This is a genomic window from Collinsella aerofaciens ATCC 25986 (genome assembly GCF_964237925.1).
GTDB classification, from domain to species: domain Bacteria; phylum Actinomycetota; class Coriobacteriia; order Coriobacteriales; family Coriobacteriaceae; genus Collinsella; species Collinsella aerofaciens_BJ.
In genome coordinates this window covers 34298-51749 of the sequence record NZ_CAXSKI010000004.1, presented here as the reverse complement: position 1 = coordinate 51749, position 17452 = coordinate 34298, and the positions used below count along the sequence as shown (strand labels likewise).

13 protein-coding genes and 6 tRNA genes are annotated in these 17452 nt (G+C 57.9%); all 19 read right to left on the bottom strand.

The window, feature by feature from the left end:
- Positions 1–81 precede the first annotated feature (81 nt).
- Complete coding sequence (locus ACESWY_RS02850) at positions 82–633, bottom strand: hypothetical protein (RefSeq protein WP_373093931.1); 552 nt, start codon at positions 631–633, stop codon at positions 82–84.
- Between the two features lie 148 nt (positions 634–781).
- The gene (locus tag ACESWY_RS02845; protein WP_373093933.1) at positions 782–1291 is read right to left on the bottom strand and encodes a GNAT family N-acetyltransferase; all 510 of its coding nucleotides are present in this window, start codon (positions 1289–1291) and stop codon (positions 782–784) included.
- 165 nt (positions 1292–1456) lie between these two features.
- A complete protein-coding gene (locus ACESWY_RS02840) occupies positions 1457–2455 on the bottom strand; it encodes an Abi family protein (protein WP_373093935.1) in 999 nt (332 codons plus the stop codon).
- A gap of 251 nt (positions 2456–2706) precedes the next feature.
- Positions 2707–2781: transfer RNA gene (locus ACESWY_RS02835), tRNA-Val, on the bottom strand.
- 3 nt (positions 2782–2784) lie between these two features.
- Positions 2785–2860: transfer RNA gene (locus ACESWY_RS02830), tRNA-Gly, on the bottom strand.
- Positions 2861–3002: 142 nt separating this feature from the next.
- On the bottom strand, positions 3003–4736 hold the full coding sequence (locus ACESWY_RS02825) for a glycoside hydrolase family 13 protein (RefSeq protein WP_373093937.1): 1734 nt from the start codon (positions 4734–4736) through the stop codon (positions 3003–3005).
- Between the two features lie 178 nt (positions 4737–4914).
- Positions 4915–4990 (bottom strand) — tRNA-Gly (locus ACESWY_RS02820).
- 42 nt (positions 4991–5032) lie between these two features.
- Positions 5033–5106: transfer RNA gene (locus ACESWY_RS02815), tRNA-Cys, on the bottom strand.
- Positions 5107–5140: 34 nt separating this feature from the next.
- A tRNA-Gly gene (locus ACESWY_RS02810) sits at positions 5141–5216 on the bottom strand.
- A gap of 105 nt (positions 5217–5321) precedes the next feature.
- Complete coding sequence (locus ACESWY_RS02805) at positions 5322–6068, bottom strand: anti-sigma factor antagonist (protein WP_271747262.1); 747 nt, start codon at positions 6066–6068, stop codon at positions 5322–5324.
- Positions 6069–6149: 81 nt separating this feature from the next.
- On the bottom strand, positions 6150–8495 hold the full coding sequence (locus tag ACESWY_RS02800) for a GAF domain-containing SpoIIE family protein phosphatase (protein ID WP_373093939.1): 2346 nt from the start codon (positions 8493–8495) through the stop codon (positions 6150–6152).
- Between the two features lie 59 nt (positions 8496–8554).
- A tRNA-Leu gene (locus ACESWY_RS02795) sits at positions 8555–8644 on the bottom strand.
- 597 nt (positions 8645–9241) lie between these two features.
- Complete coding sequence (locus ACESWY_RS02790) at positions 9242–10270, bottom strand: ABC transporter ATP-binding protein (protein ID WP_022094888.1); 1029 nt, start codon at positions 10268–10270, stop codon at positions 9242–9244.
- The gene (locus ACESWY_RS02785) at positions 10270–11361 is read right to left on the bottom strand and encodes an ABC transporter ATP-binding protein (RefSeq protein ID WP_373093941.1); all 1092 of its coding nucleotides are present in this window, start codon (positions 11359–11361) and stop codon (positions 10270–10272) included. Before ACESWY_RS02785 ends, ACESWY_RS02790 begins: the two co-directional genes overlap by 1 nt.
- Before the next feature lie 2 nt (positions 11362–11363).
- On the bottom strand, positions 11364–12299 hold the full coding sequence (locus ACESWY_RS02780) for an ABC transporter permease (RefSeq protein WP_022094886.1): 936 nt from the start codon (positions 12297–12299) through the stop codon (positions 11364–11366).
- A gap of 14 nt (positions 12300–12313) precedes the next feature.
- Complete coding sequence (locus ACESWY_RS02775; protein WP_117877270.1) at positions 12314–13351, bottom strand: ABC transporter permease; 1038 nt, start codon at positions 13349–13351, stop codon at positions 12314–12316.
- Between the two features lie 156 nt (positions 13352–13507).
- Positions 13508–15184, bottom strand: coding sequence for a peptide ABC transporter substrate-binding protein (locus ACESWY_RS02770; protein ID WP_138375020.1), 1677 nt, complete (start codon positions 15182–15184; stop codon positions 13508–13510).
- A 293-nt stretch (positions 15185–15477) separates the two neighbouring features.
- Positions 15478–15732, bottom strand: a complete 255-nt coding sequence (gene secG / locus ACESWY_RS02765) for a preprotein translocase subunit SecG (protein WP_006236144.1) — start codon at positions 15730–15732, stop codon at positions 15478–15480.
- A gap of 165 nt (positions 15733–15897) precedes the next feature.
- The gene (gene gpmI / locus ACESWY_RS02760) at positions 15898–17451 is read right to left on the bottom strand and encodes a 2,3-bisphosphoglycerate-independent phosphoglycerate mutase (protein ID WP_373093945.1); all 1554 of its coding nucleotides are present in this window, start codon (positions 17449–17451) and stop codon (positions 15898–15900) included.
- Position 17452: the final 1 nt, after the last annotated feature.

Sequence of the window (17452 nt, the reverse complement as noted above, 5' to 3'; positions counted from 1 at the left end):
TAATAGGAGGGCTGCTTGATTCATGGGTATAGCTTACTAGACGGAAGGCCTGTCCGGGTTGCAATGCGAAGGAAAACCGCGTTATATATCGGTCATTGCGAGGGAGGCAGAGACTTCCTCGTTTGCAGCGATATCGAAATCGCAAACGACGTCTGCCTTATCTCCGATCAGGGCGATAATGCTTGTTCCTTCTGGTAGCGACACGACATCGTTGAACGTCGCTGTCCCCTCGGCGAGGGTGATGTAGTCGCCGCTCTCTATTTGGTAGAGCACGACTTTTGCCCTGCCTTGCGTGCAGGAGAGGTTGATAGAGACGGAGGCGGGTTGGTTCGACTGGGAGCTATCGATCATCGCCAAGTTGTTTCGCCCTCCGAAACCGAGGCATTCGATTGTGCCGGCGCAGGCTTTTTCCGAATCGGCGGTAAAGGATAGGAAGCCCTGGGAGCTCTTCGCCACCTGGGCCGTGATTGCGGTGGCGTCATCGTACATGCCGTTGTCGGAATGTCGGTAATAGAAAGTCCCGTTGCTGAACCCGCAGGTTTGGATTAGGAACATCAACACGATGGCGATGACGCAAGCAAACAATGCGATAACGCCGACGACGCTGAATTTCCGCCTTGATTGACCAGTCATGAGCGTCCCTTCATGCGGATTTGATTGATGCCACCGTCAGCTTACCCCCCCCCTGAGGAATGTTCGACTAGCTGGTTGTCTTTCGACAGGAGGCAGGGATTTCTCGGCAAGCGGCGCAACGTTGTGCTAGTTCTTGAGCTTGTCGTAGTCAGATGCAGTGCGGCGGAGCAGAAATGGTCTGTGCCAGCGAACGCTCCATGGGGACGACTTTGTATTCGCCTTGGTCAATCGGTGCGCCAGCCTCAAAGAAACCGCACTTCCTCCAGAAGTGGCGTGACTGCTCGTTCCCCTCGACGTAGGCGAGGCGCACGCGAGAAACGCCCTCGCCGCGGAGGCGGTCCAGAAGCTGCGAGATGAGCAGACTCCCAACACCTGCCCCCTGCCGAGAGGCGTCGACCATGAAGAACCCGATGAAGGCGCTCCTCTCAGCTGGGTATCCCCGGATGAGGTCGAGCACGGCGAAAAGATCCCCGCCGGCATCGAAGAATCCGAGATAAGACTTTTGATCCAGGGAGCATCCTGGGGGTAGTTCGGTCATTTCGGCAGCAAGAGCGTCCATCGTCGGTTCCTCGTCGAGGAATGAGTAGTATTGCGGGTTACCGAGACAGAGGGAGAGCAATGCGGGAAGGTCGGAATGGGAAAGTTTCCTGACCGACATGACTGCACTGCTGGGCGCGTCACCGTTCATCGTATCACCCGCCGGTCGTTCTTCTAGTCACCGCATGGCATCCAGCATCAATTAAGGCAACAACTAGAGCCAGTCCCCGAGAGGACCGGCCCTTACAAAACCTCGAAGGTTTTTGCATCTGCGTACATCATGGCATCAGCCTCGTGCCACGTCAAGAACCCTTGCAAGAAACGCAAGATGAGACACGAGAGGGTTCTGCGTCCCATAGCGCGCAATCGCGTCGTCCATCAGGGGACGGAGGCCAGCAACCGCGTCAAGCGCCGCCGGGGAGGCATGCTCGCCCGCAAGCATGTCATGCAGTGCCACGGTGGTTACGAGCTGTTGCGTACGTCGGTTGCGCAATCTGGCTCGACGGCCCTTGCTGTTTCGGATGCCGTGGGCGTTCAGCCACTCGAGCACGACCCCCGAGGTTGCGTGCCTCGTCTCGCGCTCGGGCACGAAGCCGTTGCACAGGCAGCCCGCATGGCTCGCGCAGTTGCGAACGGCCTTCACATCCTTAAGAGCGTAGTGAATCTCCCGCCTTTCCGCCTCGTCCCAGCGCTCAACGCAAAAGAGGTAAAAGGCGAGCAGCGTCCCGAACGGCACCACTTCCAGCAGCACCCATACAGGCATGGCATCCCGGTAGTGGTCGATCAGCGACCCCGCGTACTCGTCCGCCTGGGAACGCGATACGAGATCGCGTCTCAGCCCCTCACGGAAGCCGCGCGGTAGGGAGGACACGAAGTCGGCGACAATCCCATAGCCATCCTCCCCGCGCTTAGCGGCATCGGACACGAGCCATGCCCTGACCGCGCGCTCGACATCCTTCGCCATGAGGCGAAACGTCTCGCGAAGAACGTCGTCAAGAGAGCTCACGTCCAAGAGATTCCCGAAGTCGAGGCTCACGAACTTCCCGGCGTCGGAGCCGTCCTCATGGCGCTGGAAAAGCACTCGGTAGGCGGAGAGGTGCAGGTAGGTCTCGGCATTCGAAAGAATCTCGAGCGCGCGCTCCTCCGCACAGCGCTCAAACGTGACGCCCTTGCCCTTGAGCAGATCGATCTGCTGCTCAGGAGTCGTTATGGGCTTGAGGGGCAGCGCGTCATGAACGCCGTCATCCATGCCCCAAGCTGTGAGTTTCCTAACATCATCCATCATGCAAGCAATTCTACCCTACGACCAGAAACTGAAGAGCCCGGCTCCCGAACCTCATGAGCCGAAACGGTTAGATGATTATGGAATATTGGTGGCATTATATCGGTACTTCAGGGCACCGATACTCAAGTCCATGCATAACTTGACATTCCATATCGTCCGGTGAATCCCACCGAATTTGGACAGCTGTTTGGACGCCATTTGGACAGATACAAAAACAGCTCAGAGCGAATATGCTCTGAGCTGCGAATTCGTGGTGGGCGTTACAAGATTTGAACTTGTGACCTCTTCCGTGTCAGGGAAGCGCTCTCCCCCTGAGCTAAACGCCCAAATGGAGCGGACAACGGGGCTCGAACCCGCGACCCCAACCTTGGCAAGGTTGTGCTCTACCAACTGAGCCATGTCCGCTTACGAGGATTAATCTTACGTGATGCCCGCATCCTATGCAAGAACTTTTTTTGAAAAGTTTTCCAACGCCCTCGCTAACCTCGCGAAGACATCAGCCACCACGGAAGGTGTAGGCAAACGCAAATTCGCCGCAAAAGGCCCCCTACAACTCAGCGAGCATGATCCAGGCAGAGCTGTCCTGCGCGAGCCTGCCGTCTGCAAGCGGTGATGAAGTGAGCAGGACCCTGCCCGCCGGCAGCTCCACGGGTGCTGCGCTGAAGTTCGTCACACACGCCCAGCCGTTGTCGCGGCGATAGGCGATGACGCCGCCCTCAGCGCCCTCGGCACCATCCGCAAGACCGGTGCGCCCGTCAAGATCGAGCCACGCAAAATCGTTGGCGCAACCGCGCAGCTTGCGCCGAAGCCAGAGGGCGTCACGATAGAGCGCAAGCATCGATGTCGGGTCCGCTTCTTCCCTATCGGCGGCGTAATCGGAAAACCATGTAGGCTGCGGCAGATGGGGCGCCGCATCGGCATCCGCCGGCGAAAACCCAAACGATCCGCCCTGCGCGGGATCGTCCGCCGCCACCCACGGCAGGGGCACACGGCAGCCGTCGCGCCCCTTCTCACGCTTCGGTCCGCGCGTATTGGTCGCAGTAGGATCTTCGAGTGCAGCCCACGGGATGTCAGCCACCTCAAAAAGGCCGAGCTCCTCACCCTGATACACGTATGCCGAGCCCGGAAGCGCCAGCTCAAGCAAAAGGGCCGCCCGCGCGCGGCGCTCGCCGAGTTCACGGTCCTCGTCATAAGACGACCCATCGCGTAAGAGCCAGTCGAGCGCAATCTGGTGGTAGCGCGTCGCCTTGATTTGCGGCAGGGCATAGCGTGTCGCCACGCGCGGCACGTCGTGGTTGGAGAGAACCCAGGTCGAGGCGGAATCGGATTCGATGGCCGCCTTCAAGCCCTTCTCGATTGCAGTGTGTATGTCATCATAGGTCCAAGTGGCCTTGGCGAACTCAAAGTTGAATGTCTGGCCAAGCTCGCTGGGACGCGCGTAGAGATACTGGCGCTCGGGCAGCACCCACGCCTCGGCAACGGCGCTGCGCGGCGGATTATAGCGGTCGAACACGCGGCGCCACTCGCGATAGATCTCGTGGACCTCGTTGCGGTCCCACAGCGGATGGGTGCCGTCGTCAACCATGTCATCGCCCTCGGCGAGATGCCACCGGTCGAGGTCATCGCGGTCGAGATCCTTGGCAAGACCGTGCGCCACATCAATGCGAAAGCCATCGACGCCTCGATCGCTCCAAAACGTCAGGACGTCGCAAAAGAACGCGTGAACCTCGGGGCATGACCAGTCAAAGTCCGGCTGCTCGGGCGTAAACATGTGCAGATACCACTGACCGTCCGCGACACGCGTCCAGGCGGGGCCGCCAAAGTTGGCATTCCAATTGGTGGGAGGCAACTCGCCGTACTCGCCACGACCATCGCGGAAGATATAACGAGCGCGCTCGGGCGATCCGGGGCCAGCGGCAAGAGCGGCTTTGAACCACGGGTGCTGGTTGGATGAATGGTTGGGCACGATGTCGACGATGACCTTGATGCCGCACGCGTGAGCCGCGGCGATCATGTCATCGAAGTCGTCAAGCGAGCCGAGACGTGGATCGACATCGCAGTAGTCCGCCACATCATAGCCACCATCGACAAGAGGCGATGGGTAAAACGGGCTCAGCCAGATGGCCTCGATACCCAGCCGCTCAAGATAGTCCATCTGCTGGGTAATGCCCGCGATATCGCCCAGACCCGAACCAGTCGAATCCTTAAACGAGCGCGGGTAGATCTGATAGATCGCGGCATCGGACATCCATGAGCGAGAAGAGGACTTTTCTGTAGCCATGGGGTGTGCCTCCCTTGCAACGAGGTTTTGCGAGATGTCCACGATGATACGCTCAAAGCTAACATTCGCGGCAAATAACACCACAGCCACGCCCCAAAACACTCGCCCCCTCTCGGGTTCGAGCCCAGGCGATGGGTACGAAAAAGCCCGGCTACCGTAGTAGTCGGGCTGTTGTGCTTGGAGCGGACAACGGGGCTCGAACCCGCGACCCCAACCTTGGCAAGGTTGTGCTCTACCAACTGAGCCATGTCCGCATATGTAAAACAAAACGGGCGCCGGAGCGCCCGGATGTTGCCTGGAGGCGAAGCCCGGATTCGAACCGGGGGTAAAGGCTTTGCAGGCCTCTGCCTTACCACTTGGCCACTTCGCCAAAAAGGACCGCTTGAGACGGTCCGGAAATGCAATGGAGCGGACAACGGGGCTCGAACCCGCGACCCCAACCTTGGCAAGGTTGTGCTCTACCAACTGAGCCATGTCCGCTTGCGGGTTATTAATTTACGCGAGTTGCCCAAAAGACGCAAGTACTTTTTTCAAAAAAGTTGCCGGCCGCATGTTCTTGGTAGCCAAACACGCTAAAGCGATTGGCTAGGCACACGATTCCAGCGCTCCGCTAAACAGCTTCACCATCTGCACGCGCGTGCCAGCGCCGTCTGTACGACGAGCAACATCCACGTTATCGACGAGCAAACGCATAAGCTTGATACCACGGCCGCGCTCCTCAGATGCGACCGGTTCGCTCGTTTCATCGATAGAATAGCCAGCACCTCGATCAAGCACCTCAACCACGACGCGATCGCCATAGGCCTGAACCGTCAGGACGCACCCGATACCGCCCGCATGGTCATAGGCATTACCCAGCGCCTCCCCCGACGCCAATGCGACATCGTAGCGCTCGTCGCGGCGCAACGGAAGCGATTCAAGGAGTTCGGCGATGCGATGTCGGTAGTATGGAAGATTCTCAATACCCTGACGGACCTCGACGCTCTTGCTCCAGCGAGGCAGCTCCCCCACCGGAATGGCGGGAATAGACTCCCGTGCCGGACCCGCGACATGAAGGATATCGACAAGACGAGCAATCTCCAAAAAGCGAACAACTTCGCCTGATGCATTGACGAGCGAAAGCAGGCCTTCTCGCCTCATGAGCTCACGAGCGCGCGTAAGCAGGAATGCCAAGCCCGTCGAATCGATAAAGCTAACAGCCTGACAGTTGATGACGACACGACGCACGCCGCGGTCAATCAAAGCATCCAACCGCCGACGCAGTGCAGGCACCGTGGCGATGTCGATATCGCCTGGTGGCGTCAAAACCGCTATGTCATTCCACTCATTCATACGACCATGGTTCCCCAAAAGTGCTCGCTCGATGCATACGCATCTGCAACCGCGCAGATTTTGCTCGTCAAACGTCGCGGCCTACGATCGACCCCGTAAAAACTCAAGGGAAACCAGCGCGATGTCATCGTCCAGCGCCGACTCGGTAAAGCGGTCAAGCTCGCCCAAGACCTTACCGCAGATTCGCGATACGCCCTCGCCCGATACCGATAGCAAAAGATCGCGCAGACGCTGTTCGCCAAAGAACGCCCCCGTGCGGTCGCGTGCCTCAATCGTTCCATCGGTATACATAAACAGCATGTCACCAGGAGCGAACGTAAAGGCACCCGTCTCGTAGACCATGCTCTCAAAGGCACCGATCACGCCCGATTGGCACCCAAGGAGCTCCACTTCTCCCCCTCGGGCCCCGCCGCCGCCCAGCGGCATCGACTCTGGCCTGATGACCATGGTCGGAGGATGGCCCGCCGAACAATACGTTGCGCGTCCGGCTTTAAGGTCAATCTTGGCGATAAAGGCCGTCACGAACGTCTCGACCCTCGAAAAGCCCATGAGCATGCTGTTAAGGGAGCGTGCCATGCGGGCCGGGCCAGCGCCCTCCCAGGCATATGCCGTCAGGGCCGTCTTGACGAGCGCGGACATCGATGCGGCCTCAATGCCTTTGCCAGACACATCGCCCAGAATCATGACGGCGCAGTCGTCGGGAAGACGGATGAGCGTATAGAAATCGCCGCCGACCAACGCCGAGTTCGTGGCCGACAGGTACACCGAATCGGTTGCGATACCCGGAACATCCCCCAGGGAATTTCTCATGCCGATCTGGAGGGTCTGAGCGATATGGCGCTCCTCGCGCTTTTGAGATTCGCCTTCGTAGATCAGTTCAAAGTCATGCGCCAAGTGCACCAAGTAGTCATATTCAAGGTCATCAATCGGCTCTTGGCTGCCATCACGAAGCAGCAGCGCGCGCGTCGTCGGGCCCTTCGCAACAGAAGCAGGAACAATCGCGTCGTTACCGTGCTTGCCATCACCCTCAGAGCGCGGGTGCCCCGCCTCGATGCCGGTGTCGACGTAGAGGCCCTGGCAAGGCAGACCATGCGCCCTAAGCCAGCCTCCCATAGGCATCGATTCGTCAACGCGAGTTATACGGACGTGTTTAAGGTCCTCGGCACTCGTGCCGCCCAAAACAGAGGCCTCAAAGCCATCAGGGCCAGCTCCCAGACGTGCCGCCGGCGCCGTCGTAGAAAAGAAAAGCTTCTCGGGATCGTCCGGCAAAGCAACGCGACTGCCGCCTTCAAAATCTATGACGTAGGCGTCCAGACTGGCGTCATACTCAACAGGGCAAAAATGGCAGTTGAGCATATTGCAGATCTCGGACGATACCACCTGGGTAGCCGCGGCGGAATCGTCTAGAAAGGTAAACAGCTCATCGCGCAAGACATTGAGCGAGCGGCCAAGCTCGGCCGTGCGACGAGAGCGAAGGCTCGATGCCATGCCGACCAGCTGGATAGACAGGTAATCGCAAATGACCTCGAGTACATTAACGTCATAGGCGAGCGGTGCCTGGGGGCGTTTCCAACCAACTTCCAGCACGCCAAGGATCTGCGTACCGTAAAAAACGGGAAGACAGATCTCACTGCGGTACGGAGGCATATCCTGCATGCGCAACAGATGCTTAGAACGATTGTCCAAATCCATAAACATGCCCGAGGCGACACGATCGCCCTCAAGATCCTGCTGAATCGACAAGCGGCAAGCGCGCGACTCGCGAAGCACATACGTCGGAATGCCCGCACCATACGGCAAAAACTCGGGCAGATAGCTATCCTCAAGCTCCTTAGAAACACCGCGGAGCTTAAAGCCGCCGCTCTCCGAAAAATAAATCGCAGCTCCAGAAGCATCGAGCGTTCCGACAAGCTGGTTTAAAACGGTATCAAGCAGGCTGGGTAACTCATCGGAGCCCACGGTGCTCATAATGACCGAAAGCGTGCCAGAGAGACGCTTGTTCGCCACTCTAAGCTCCGATAACGCACGCTTGAGTTGACGGTCGTGAGAATACTGTTCCTCGATACTGTGAAGTGCCACCAGGACACGTGGCGCACGGCGTCCAAAGATACGCGGAGGCGTAACGGAACCCGCGCGAACCAAGACGGGGATAAAGGAGCCGTCACTCAGCTTGAGCATCAGCTCGCTCTCGGACCCATCAGTTTCAAATGGCAGACGATGTTCCGTCGCACGTTCAAAAGCGGACGAGTACAGGACATCTTTAACATCTCCACCGATGACATCGGCGCGTTCCTCGCACATCAAACCAAGTAAGCGATTATTCACATGCAGAATGGTTCCGTCGAGCTCACAAATGATGACAGCATCGCTCGTGATCTCGACCAGTTGGGCAACGTCTGCCCACTCGTTGCGCTCAAGCGTTTCCATCGTGGACCTCACCGTCTATCGGTAACAAAAAAGCCTCCGAAGAGGCTTCTCAAATGCGATGGTGTCGGAGGCGGGACTTGAACCCGCATGACCAAAAAGCGGTCACTAGCACCTCAAGCTAGCGCGTCTGCCAATTCCGCCACTCCGACATGCTATGTTGTTGATTTGCGGTTCCTTTTGTTGGACCCGCGCGTTCAACGAGGAAGATAATAACCTATGATTCGAGAACTGTGCAAGCACTTTTTTCAAAAAAGTTTACGAATTTGTAAATGCGCAGGTAGATCCGTGTGTCCGGCCCCGAATCGGTGTTGCCTCCCGGCGCGTCCTCGGGCATGAGCGATATTTTGCTGCGCACTTCGTGCTGCAAAATATCGCTCCCCCTGCGGAATGCGCCGGGAGGCAACACCGATTCGGGGCCTGCAAATACATACTTCAGGCACAGTTCTCAAACATGTTCTGGGGGCTGATGTAAATTTGGTGGCTCGGCAAAGCCGAGCCCTTATATGGGGAGGCCGGAGCTAAAGCTCCGGCCTCACTAACTTTCCTATTAGATTAAGTGAGCGATCGAGGAATCGCACTCCCCTCCTCTGCCGAGTTACCGCAGGGCCTGCCCTGAAGTTACTTTTCAGAACATTCCGCAGGACGCAAGAAACCCCCGCCGCACGAAGTGCGCAGCGGGGGTTTCTTGCATGTCCGAGGACGTTCTGAAAAGTAACACCAGGGCGGGCCTGGACGAGAACAACCGACTACAGGTCGATGTGCGATTCCTTGATCGGGAACGGCTCGGCGAAGTGGCAGGCGCAGCAGTGACCCGGTGCAACTTCCTTAAACTCGGGAAGCTTCTCAGAGCAGATGCCCTGCGCGATCGGGCAGCGGGTGTGGAAACGGCAACCGGTCGGCGGATCCAGCGGTGACGGCGGGTCGCCGGCAAGGATGATGCGCTTACGGGTCTTCTGGATATCAGGATCGGGCACCGGCACAGCAGACAGCAGCGACTGCGTGTACGGGTGGTGCGGCTCACTGTAGAGCGTCTTCCAGTCCGAAACCTCGACCATCTTACCCAGATACATAACTGCGACGCGATCGGAGATGTGCTGCACGACGGACAGGTCGTGGGCAATAAACAGATATGCGGTACCGAACTTGTCCTGAAGTTCCTTGAGCAGGTTCAGAACCTGGGCCTGAATGGACACATCCAGAGCGGAAACCGGCTCGTCGCAGATAATCAGCTTGGGCTTCAACGCAAATGCGCGGGCAATGCCGACACGCTGGCGCTGACCGCCGGAGAACTCATGAGGATAGCGGTTAATGTGCTCGGGGTTCAGTCCGACAACGTCGAGAAGCTCGCGGACACGCTCAATGCGCTCCTCCTTGGTGCCCACGCCGTGAATGGTCATGGGCTCGGAGACGATCTCGCCGATGGTCATACGAGGATTGAGCGAAGCATAAGGATCCTGGAAGATAAACTGCATCTCACGACGCATGTCCTTGATCTCATGCTTGCTCATCTCGGCAACATCTTTGCCCTGGAAGAACACCTTACCGGCAGTCGGCTTGGTCAGACGCATGATGGTGCGGCCCGTGGTGGACTTACCGCAACCAGACTCGCCGACCAGGCCAAAGGTCTCGCCCGGATAAATCTCGAACGAAATGTCATTCACAGCAGAGACGACACGCTTGGAGAAGCGCTTGGCGAACATGCCGGACTCAGCGGGAAACTCCTTAGAGAGGTGCTCGACCTTCAGCAGCGGAGTACGCTCGTTGGTATCTGCCATTACGCCTCGCCTCCCTTCTTGGAATCCTTGCGCGTACGGGACGTCTCAGGAGCGTTCTTGAGGAACTCGGGGTCACCGGAGTAGTGGCACGCAGAGTAATGACCAGACTCAGTGACAACGCGCTCGGGGCGCTGCTTGCGGCACTTATCGGTCGCATAGGGGCAGCGAGGAGAGAAGACGCAGCCCACAGGCAGGTTCATGAGCGATGGCGGGTTGCCGTGAATCGGCGTGAGCGGCTTCTTCTCTTCGATGGCCTGCTCCGGGATGGAGCGGATAAGGCCCCAGGTGTAGGGGTGGCGGCTCTCGTAGAAGATTTCCTCAGCAGTACCGAACTCGACGGGACGGCCGGCGTACATAACCATGATCTTGTCGGCCATATCAGCGACAACACCCAGGTCATGGGTAATCATGATGATGGCGTTGCCGTTCTTCTCCTGCATCTCCTGCATGAGCTCGATAATCTGAGCCTGAATGGTAACGTCCAGAGCCGTCGTGGGCTCGTCGGCAATCAGGATATCGGGATCGCAGGCAAGTGCCATAGCGATCATGACACGCTGACGCATACCGCCGGAGAACTGGTGCGGATACTCATTGACGCGCTTCTCGGGCTCAGGAATGCCAACGAGGTCCAAAAGCTCGGTAGCGCGCTTGAGTGCCTCCTGCTTGGAGTAGCCACGGTGCAGACGAAGGCCCTCGCCCACCTGCTTGCCAATCTTATAGACCGGGTTCAAGGAGGTCATAGGATCCTGGAAGATCATCGCGATATCGTTACCGCGAATGTGCTGCATCTCTTCTTCAGTCATCTCGAGGATAGAACGACCGCGATAGCGAACGTCGCCGCCCTCAATCTTTCCCGGAGGCATCGAGATGAGGCCCATAATGGTCATGGCGGTCACGGACTTACCGGAGCCGGACTCACCGACGACGCCCAGGGTCTCGCCGCGATCGAGCGTGTAGGAGACACCGTCGACAGCGCGAACGACGCCATCCTCGGTATGGAAATACATCTTAAGGTCATCGACCTCGAGCAGATGCTGGCCCTCGGGAACCGGCTGGTCCTTCAGGTCCACATAGTTCTTGTTCTTCTTCATCCTTATGCGTCCTTCATCTTGACGTCGAGGGCGTCGCGCAGACCGTCACCCAGCAGGGTGAAGGCGAGCACCGTCGAGAGAATTGCCAGACCGGGCATGATCATCATCCAGGGAGCAGTCAGAAGATACTGCTGACCGTCCTGAATCATGGAGCCCCACGAAGGCGTAGGCGGAATAACGCCCATGCCGAGGAAGGACAGAGCGGACTCGGTCAGAATGGCGCCACCAATGTTCATGGTCGCATAGACCACGATGGAGGCGACAGAGTTCGGGAAGATGTGACGCACGACGATACGAGCATCAGATGCACCCATCGCGCGTGCAGCGTCAACATAGTCGTTTTCCTTGACTGTCAAGATTGCAGAGCGGAAGACGCGCGCAATCGAAGGCCATCCGAGAATGCCGATGGCGATAAAGACGTTCTGAAGACCACGGCCGATAACGGCGATCATGGCGACGACGAACAGCACGTACGGGAACGCCAGGAAGATATCCGCGCAGCGCATGATGATCGTATCCCAGATGCCGCCGTAGAAACCGGCCAGAGCACCCATGACCAGACCAATCAGCGTGGAAATCGCAGTGGCCATAATACCGACGGAAAGCGAAACGCGTGCACCGTAGATAACGCGGACGAGAATGTCGCGACCAAGGGCGTCGGTGCCAAACGGGTGCTCTGCACACGGAGCCAGCAGCGACGTCTGGGCCATGGTGGTCGAGTCCGAAGCCGTCGGCGAACCGAGCCAGGGCTTAGCCCACAGATCTGCGGTCAGGGCAACCACAACGACGATGATGATCCAGCAGACACCGATAACGGCGAGCTTGTTCTTACGAAGACGCTTAAAAGCGTCGCCCCACAGCGTGCGGGACTTGGCGGGAGCAGATGCGGCCTTGGTGGCGGTAGCCTGCTCCTGAGACTGAGAATCAGTTTCCTGCATGAGACGTACCTCCCTTAGGCCTTATCCGACGGACCGCCAAGGCGGATGCGCGGGTCGAGGAATGCATAGCTAATGTCGACGAGCAGGTTGATCACCATGACGACGACGACGATGAGCGTAACTCCGCCCATAACGATGGGCCAGTCACGCATGCTAATGGCGCGATAGACCTCATAGCCGATACCGGGCCAGTTAAAGACCGTCTCGGTCAGGATGGCACCAGAAAGCATGCCGCCAAAGTCGACACCAATATAGGTAACGACAGGGATGAGTGCATTCTTAAGCGCGTGCTTGATGATGATCGCGCGATTGGAGAGACCCTTGGCCTTTGCCGTGCGGATGTAATCCTGGTTCATGACGTCAAGCAGCTGCGAGCGCATAATGCGGGCGGCGTAAGCGGTCGAAACCGAAGCCAGCGTAATGGTCGGGAGCACATAGTGCATCCAATCCTGATACTGAGAGCTGGAACCACCGGCACCCGAGATCGGCATGGAGAATGCACCGCCCGTGGCGTCCTTGAGAATGACGCCAAAGAACAGTTGCAGCAACATACCGAGCCAGAAGGCCGGGACGGCAACGAGGATCGACGTGGTGAGCGTTACCAAAATATCCCAGAAGGAATAACGCTTTACCGCCGAAATGATACCCGCACCGATACCCATGATTGCCTCGAGCACGATGGCGCACGCGGCAAGTTTGACCGTATACGGATACTTCTGGGCAAAGATTTCCGTAACCGGCAGCTTACGCTGATACGAATTGCCCAGATCGCCATGAAGCAGGCCGTTCATGTAATACAAATAACGGTCCACGAGCGACGTTTGAACGGGGTCGCCGTTCTCGTCAAGGATCGCGTTGCCGTCCTCGTCCGACTGGACCAGGTGATAGCGGACGCGAAGCTGAAGCTCCACCTCGGGGGACAGAGCCTTGTCTCCACCGATCAGCTTGATCGGATCTCCCGGCACGATATTCTGGAGGGCGAACAGAATCAGCGTAACGCCCAAAAACACCGGGATGAACTGAAGCACACGTTTAACGATGTACTTACCCATACCACTCCCCTATCTAGGGATTAACCTAAATGGGATGCCGATCGCCAGACCGGCATCCCAAAATTACCATCAGCCAGTTTACCCCAGGTTAGGGAGAACTGTATGTTTCCCATGAGGTCTACGTAAATACTTGACCCTCACGGAAGCTGCAAACTCTTAGGCGAGCTCAGCGGTACCCAGCTCGGCATGCTTCTGCGGATCGACATAGAGGTGCTTGATGCGATCGGAGCCGACGATGGTGTGCGTGTAGAACATAATCGGGATGACCGGGCAGTCGGCAGCGACCATTGCGTCGGCCTCCTGCATCTTAGCGACGCGCTCCTCGTCGTCAACAATAGTACGAGCCTCGTCGACCTTGGCGTCGAACTCGGGGTTGTTGTAACCGGAGCGGTTATCGCCACCGAGGGAGTCGGAGTGGAACAGCGGATACAGGAAGTTGTCCATGATCGGGTAGTCGGCAATCCAACCCAGACGACCGAACTGATAGTTAAAGTTCTGATACTGCTCGAGCAGGGCAGACCACTCAGGGGTATCGGAGACAGCGGTAACGCCAACCTTGGCGAGGTCGCCGATGATGGACTCCATGATCTCCTTGTGACCGCCGTCCTGGTTGTAGGAAAGGGTCACGCTAATGCCACGATCCCCGTTAGCGCCAGCGGGAGCAACCTTGTCGAGGTACTCGTTAGCCTTGTCGACATCGTAGGCGCAGAACTCCCATGCGCCCTCCTTGTAGCCATCGATGCCCGGAGGAACAATGCCGTCGGCAGGGGTACGGGTACCCTTATAGATGGTCTTGCAGATGGCCTCACGGTTGATGGCCAGGGAGATGCCCCTGCGCAGGTCGGCGTTGTTGAACGGCTCGGCCGTGGTGTTGCAGGTCAGATAGTACGTGGAAGGCTCGGCGCCGAGCAGCATGCGCTCGCCGTCACCCATGGTGTAGCCGTCCTTGGACACGCCGCGATCCTTCTTGGCGGCATCGATCTGAGCGACGGGAACGTCGCAGACATCGAGGTTACCGGCCTGGAACTCCTTGTAAGCAGTCTCCATGTCCTTGATGACCTGGAAGTGGATGCCATCGATCTTGGCCTTGTCGCCATAGTAATCGTCGAACTTCTTGAGGTTGATCTCCTGACCATCCTCCCACTTGCCGTCCATCATGAACGGGCCGTTACCGACCGGTGCAAGATAGAAGCTCTTGACATCGGACTCGGCGCACTCGGGAACCGGGGCCAGAGCCGGGTGAGAGGCGACGAAGGGGAAGTCGGCGTAAGCGGAAGACAGCTTGACGACGAGGGTCTCATCGTCGGGGCAAGTAACACCGCTGAGCTCGGTAGCGTTACCGGCAAGCAGGTCGTCATAGCCCTCGACCATAGAAAGGTGATAGGAGACCTCGGAAGGGCCGTACTCGGTAGCGATGGCCGACTTGGTGTTGACCAGACGCTCCCAACCGAGCTTGAAGGACTTGGAGGTAACGTCGTCACCGTTGTGGAACTTGGCCTTCTTGATCTTGAAGGTGAACTCGGTGGCGTCGTCGTTGGCCTCAAAGGACTCGCAAGCCAGCGGAACGATCTCGCCCTTCTCGGCGTCATAAGAGGTCAGAGCGTCAAAGAGCTGGTACTCGACCTGAGTGCCCTGGTCCTCCTGGACATTGTAGGGGTCGATGCAGACCGGGTTGTTGATGTAGAAGTTCAGCGTCGAACCGGACTCAGAACCGGAAGCGTCGCCGCCCTTCTTGCCACATGCGGCAAGAAAAGCCATGGAGCTCGCAGCAAGGGTGCCGCCGACAAAGGCGCGACGACCCATAACGGGCTGGTGGAACATAGAATCAGCCATGCCATCCTCCTTATGAGATAGGACAAAGAAATGTTCAGTCGGACACATGTCGAGACAATCCGATCCGAACCATCAAAACGCCGCCCGCTGCTATGGCTGGTTATGCACAACAGGCCAACGTTTTGCAATACAGTAGCGCATTTTATGCACGATTTGGGGCTAATTCCGGTTAAAGGTCGAGAATTTCTTTAGTTGGGCGAAGTATGTGGGGATATTTTGACTCTGTTACAAGTCTGTAAACAAAAAGGGCCCCGCACATGCGGGACCCTTTTCAAACGTATAAACGCCAATGCTTAGTAGCCAACGATGCCCTGCGGGAAGAAGAACATGCACAGCACGACGCACACGGCAAACACGACAGCCATGATGACGGTCAGGCGGTCGAGGTTCTGCTCCATAACGCCTGTGGCAGAGCTGGAGTTATACAGCGAGCTAGCGATCATATCCGAAACGCCGGTACCCTTACCGGAATGCATCAGGACGAGAATCGTCAGCGCCACGGCAGAGACAGCCCAAACGACAAACAGAAGAATCTGAAACGGACCCATAGATAAGCTCCTTAATAGAACAGTTCAAACTCCAGTACTGTACCACAACCCCCAGCACTCCCCTACCTGCCATTTGGGGGCGGGTTAGAAATGGCAGAAATACCAAAAAAGGGGGTTGCCCGATTGTGGACAACCCCCTTACTAGAAAACGGTATTTGTTTTCTCTTAGGCCTCGGTGGCGAGCACGCGACCCGTCATCTCGGCGGAAGGCTCAATACCAGCCATGGTGAGCATGGTCGGAGCGATATCGGAAAGACGGCCGTCCTCGATACCGGTGAGCTGTGCCTTCTCATCAACAATGATGAACGGCACACGGTTGGTGGTGTGAGCCGTGAACGGATGCTTGGAACCGTCGGAAGCAACGTCAAACATGTGATCGGCGTTGCCGTGATCGGCGGTAATCAGCGCAAAGCCGCCCTTAGCGAGAATCGCCGGGACAACCTTGGACAGGGCATCGTCAACAGCCTCGACGGCCTTAACGGCGGCGTCGAAAACACCGGTGTGACCAACCATGTCGCAGTTCGCGAAGTTCACGATGTAGAAATCAGCGCGATCCTCGTTGATGGCGGCGACGAGCTTCTCGGTAACCTCGGGAGCGCTCATCTCAGGCTGCAGATCGTAGGTAGCGACCTTGGGGGAAGCGACGAGCACGCGCTCCTCGCCCTCCTTGGGCTCCTCGATGCCGCCGTTGAGGAAGAACGTCACGTGTGCGTACTTCTCGGTCTCGGCGGTGTGCAGCTGCTTCAGGCCATTGGCGGCGATAACGTCGGCCAGAACGTTCTCGGGGAACGTCTTGGGGAAAGCGACCTCGACGTCAAACGTCGGGTCGTACTCGGTCATCGTCACAAAGTGCGAAAGCTTGATCTGCTCGCGCTCAAAGCCGTCGAACTCCTTGTCCGTGAACACGCGGGTCATCTGACGAGCGCGGTCGGGACGGAAGTTGAAGAAGATGGCCGCGTCGCCCTCGTGGATGCCCTCGTTGTGGGCAGCGAAGGGCTCGACAAACTCGTCGCCGCGCGGATCCTTCTCGTAGTAGGCCTTGATACCGGCAACGGGGTCGGTATCAGCATCGGACGCGTTGACCATGACGTCGTAGGCGCGCTGGATGCGCTCCCAACGATTATCGCGGTCCATAGCCCAATAACGGCCCGAGACGGTGGCAACGCGAGCGTCGCAACCGGTCTCCTCGGAAATCTTAGCCAGGAAGGCGCAGAACTCACTCATGTAACCGGCACCGGACTGCGGGTCGACGTCGCGGCCATCCATGAAGGCGTGGACGCGAACGGTCTTGACACCATGCTCGGCAGCCATCTTGACCAGAGCCTCGACGTGGTTCATGTGAGAATGAACACCGCCAGGGCTCATAAGGCCCATAAGGTGAAGGGTCTTGCCCTCGGCCTTGACATCGTCCATAGCCTTGACGAAAACCTCGTTCTTGGCGATGGAGCCGTCCTTGATGGCATTGTTGATGCGCGAAAGCTCCTGGAACACGATGCGGCCGGCACCGATGTTGAGGTGACCCACCTCGGAGTTACCCATCTGGCCATCGGGAAGACCCACGTCCTCGCCCGAAGCGCCGAGCGTGGTGTGGGGGTACTTCTCGTACAGGTTATCAAGGAAGGGCGTCTTGGCAGCGGCGACGGCGTTCTCGCCATCAGCCGGAGCCAGGCCGCAGCCGTCCATGATGATCAGGAGTGCAGGAAGATGACGCTGTGCCATA

What these genes read in the sequence shown, in the direction of transcription:
- ACESWY_RS02850 (WP_373093931.1), bottom strand. Translation starts at nt 633, where the DNA reads ATGACTGGTCAATCAAGGCGGAAATTCAGCGTCGTCGGCGTTATCGCA.
- ACESWY_RS02845 (WP_373093933.1), bottom strand. Translation starts at nt 1,291, where the DNA reads ATGTCGGTCAGGAAACTTTCCCATTCCGACCTTCCCGCATTGCTCTCC.
- ACESWY_RS02840 (WP_373093935.1), bottom strand. Translation starts at nt 2,455, where the DNA reads ATGATGGATGATGTTAGGAAACTCACAGCTTGGGGCATGGATGACGGC.
- ACESWY_RS02825 (WP_373093937.1), bottom strand. Translation starts at nt 4,736, where the DNA reads ATGGCTACAGAAAAGTCCTCTTCTCGCTCATGGATGTCCGATGCCGCG.
- ACESWY_RS02805 (WP_271747262.1), bottom strand. Translation starts at nt 6,068, where the DNA reads ATGAATGAGTGGAATGACATAGCGGTTTTGACGCCACCAGGCGATATC.
- ACESWY_RS02800 (WP_373093939.1), bottom strand. Translation starts at nt 8,495, where the DNA reads ATGGAAACGCTTGAGCGCAACGAGTGGGCAGACGTTGCCCAACTGGTC.
- ACESWY_RS02790 (WP_022094888.1), bottom strand. Translation starts at nt 10,270, where the DNA reads ATGGCAGATACCAACGAGCGTACTCCGCTGCTGAAGGTCGAGCACCTC.
- ACESWY_RS02785 (WP_373093941.1), bottom strand. Translation starts at nt 11,361, where the DNA reads ATGAAGAAGAACAAGAACTATGTGGACCTGAAGGACCAGCCGGTTCCC.
- ACESWY_RS02780 (WP_022094886.1), bottom strand. Translation starts at nt 12,299, where the DNA reads ATGCAGGAAACTGATTCTCAGTCTCAGGAGCAGGCTACCGCCACCAAG.
- ACESWY_RS02775 (WP_117877270.1), bottom strand. Translation starts at nt 13,351, where the DNA reads ATGGGTAAGTACATCGTTAAACGTGTGCTTCAGTTCATCCCGGTGTTT.
- ACESWY_RS02770 (WP_138375020.1), bottom strand. Translation starts at nt 15,184, where the DNA reads ATGGCTGATTCTATGTTCCACCAGCCCGTTATGGGTCGTCGCGCCTTT.
- secG (WP_006236144.1), bottom strand. Translation starts at nt 15,732, where the DNA reads ATGGGTCCGTTTCAGATTCTTCTGTTTGTCGTTTGGGCTGTCTCTGCC.
- gpmI (WP_373093945.1), bottom strand. Translation starts at nt 17,451, where the DNA reads ATGGCACAGCGTCATCTTCCTGCACTCCTGATCATCATGGACGGCTGC.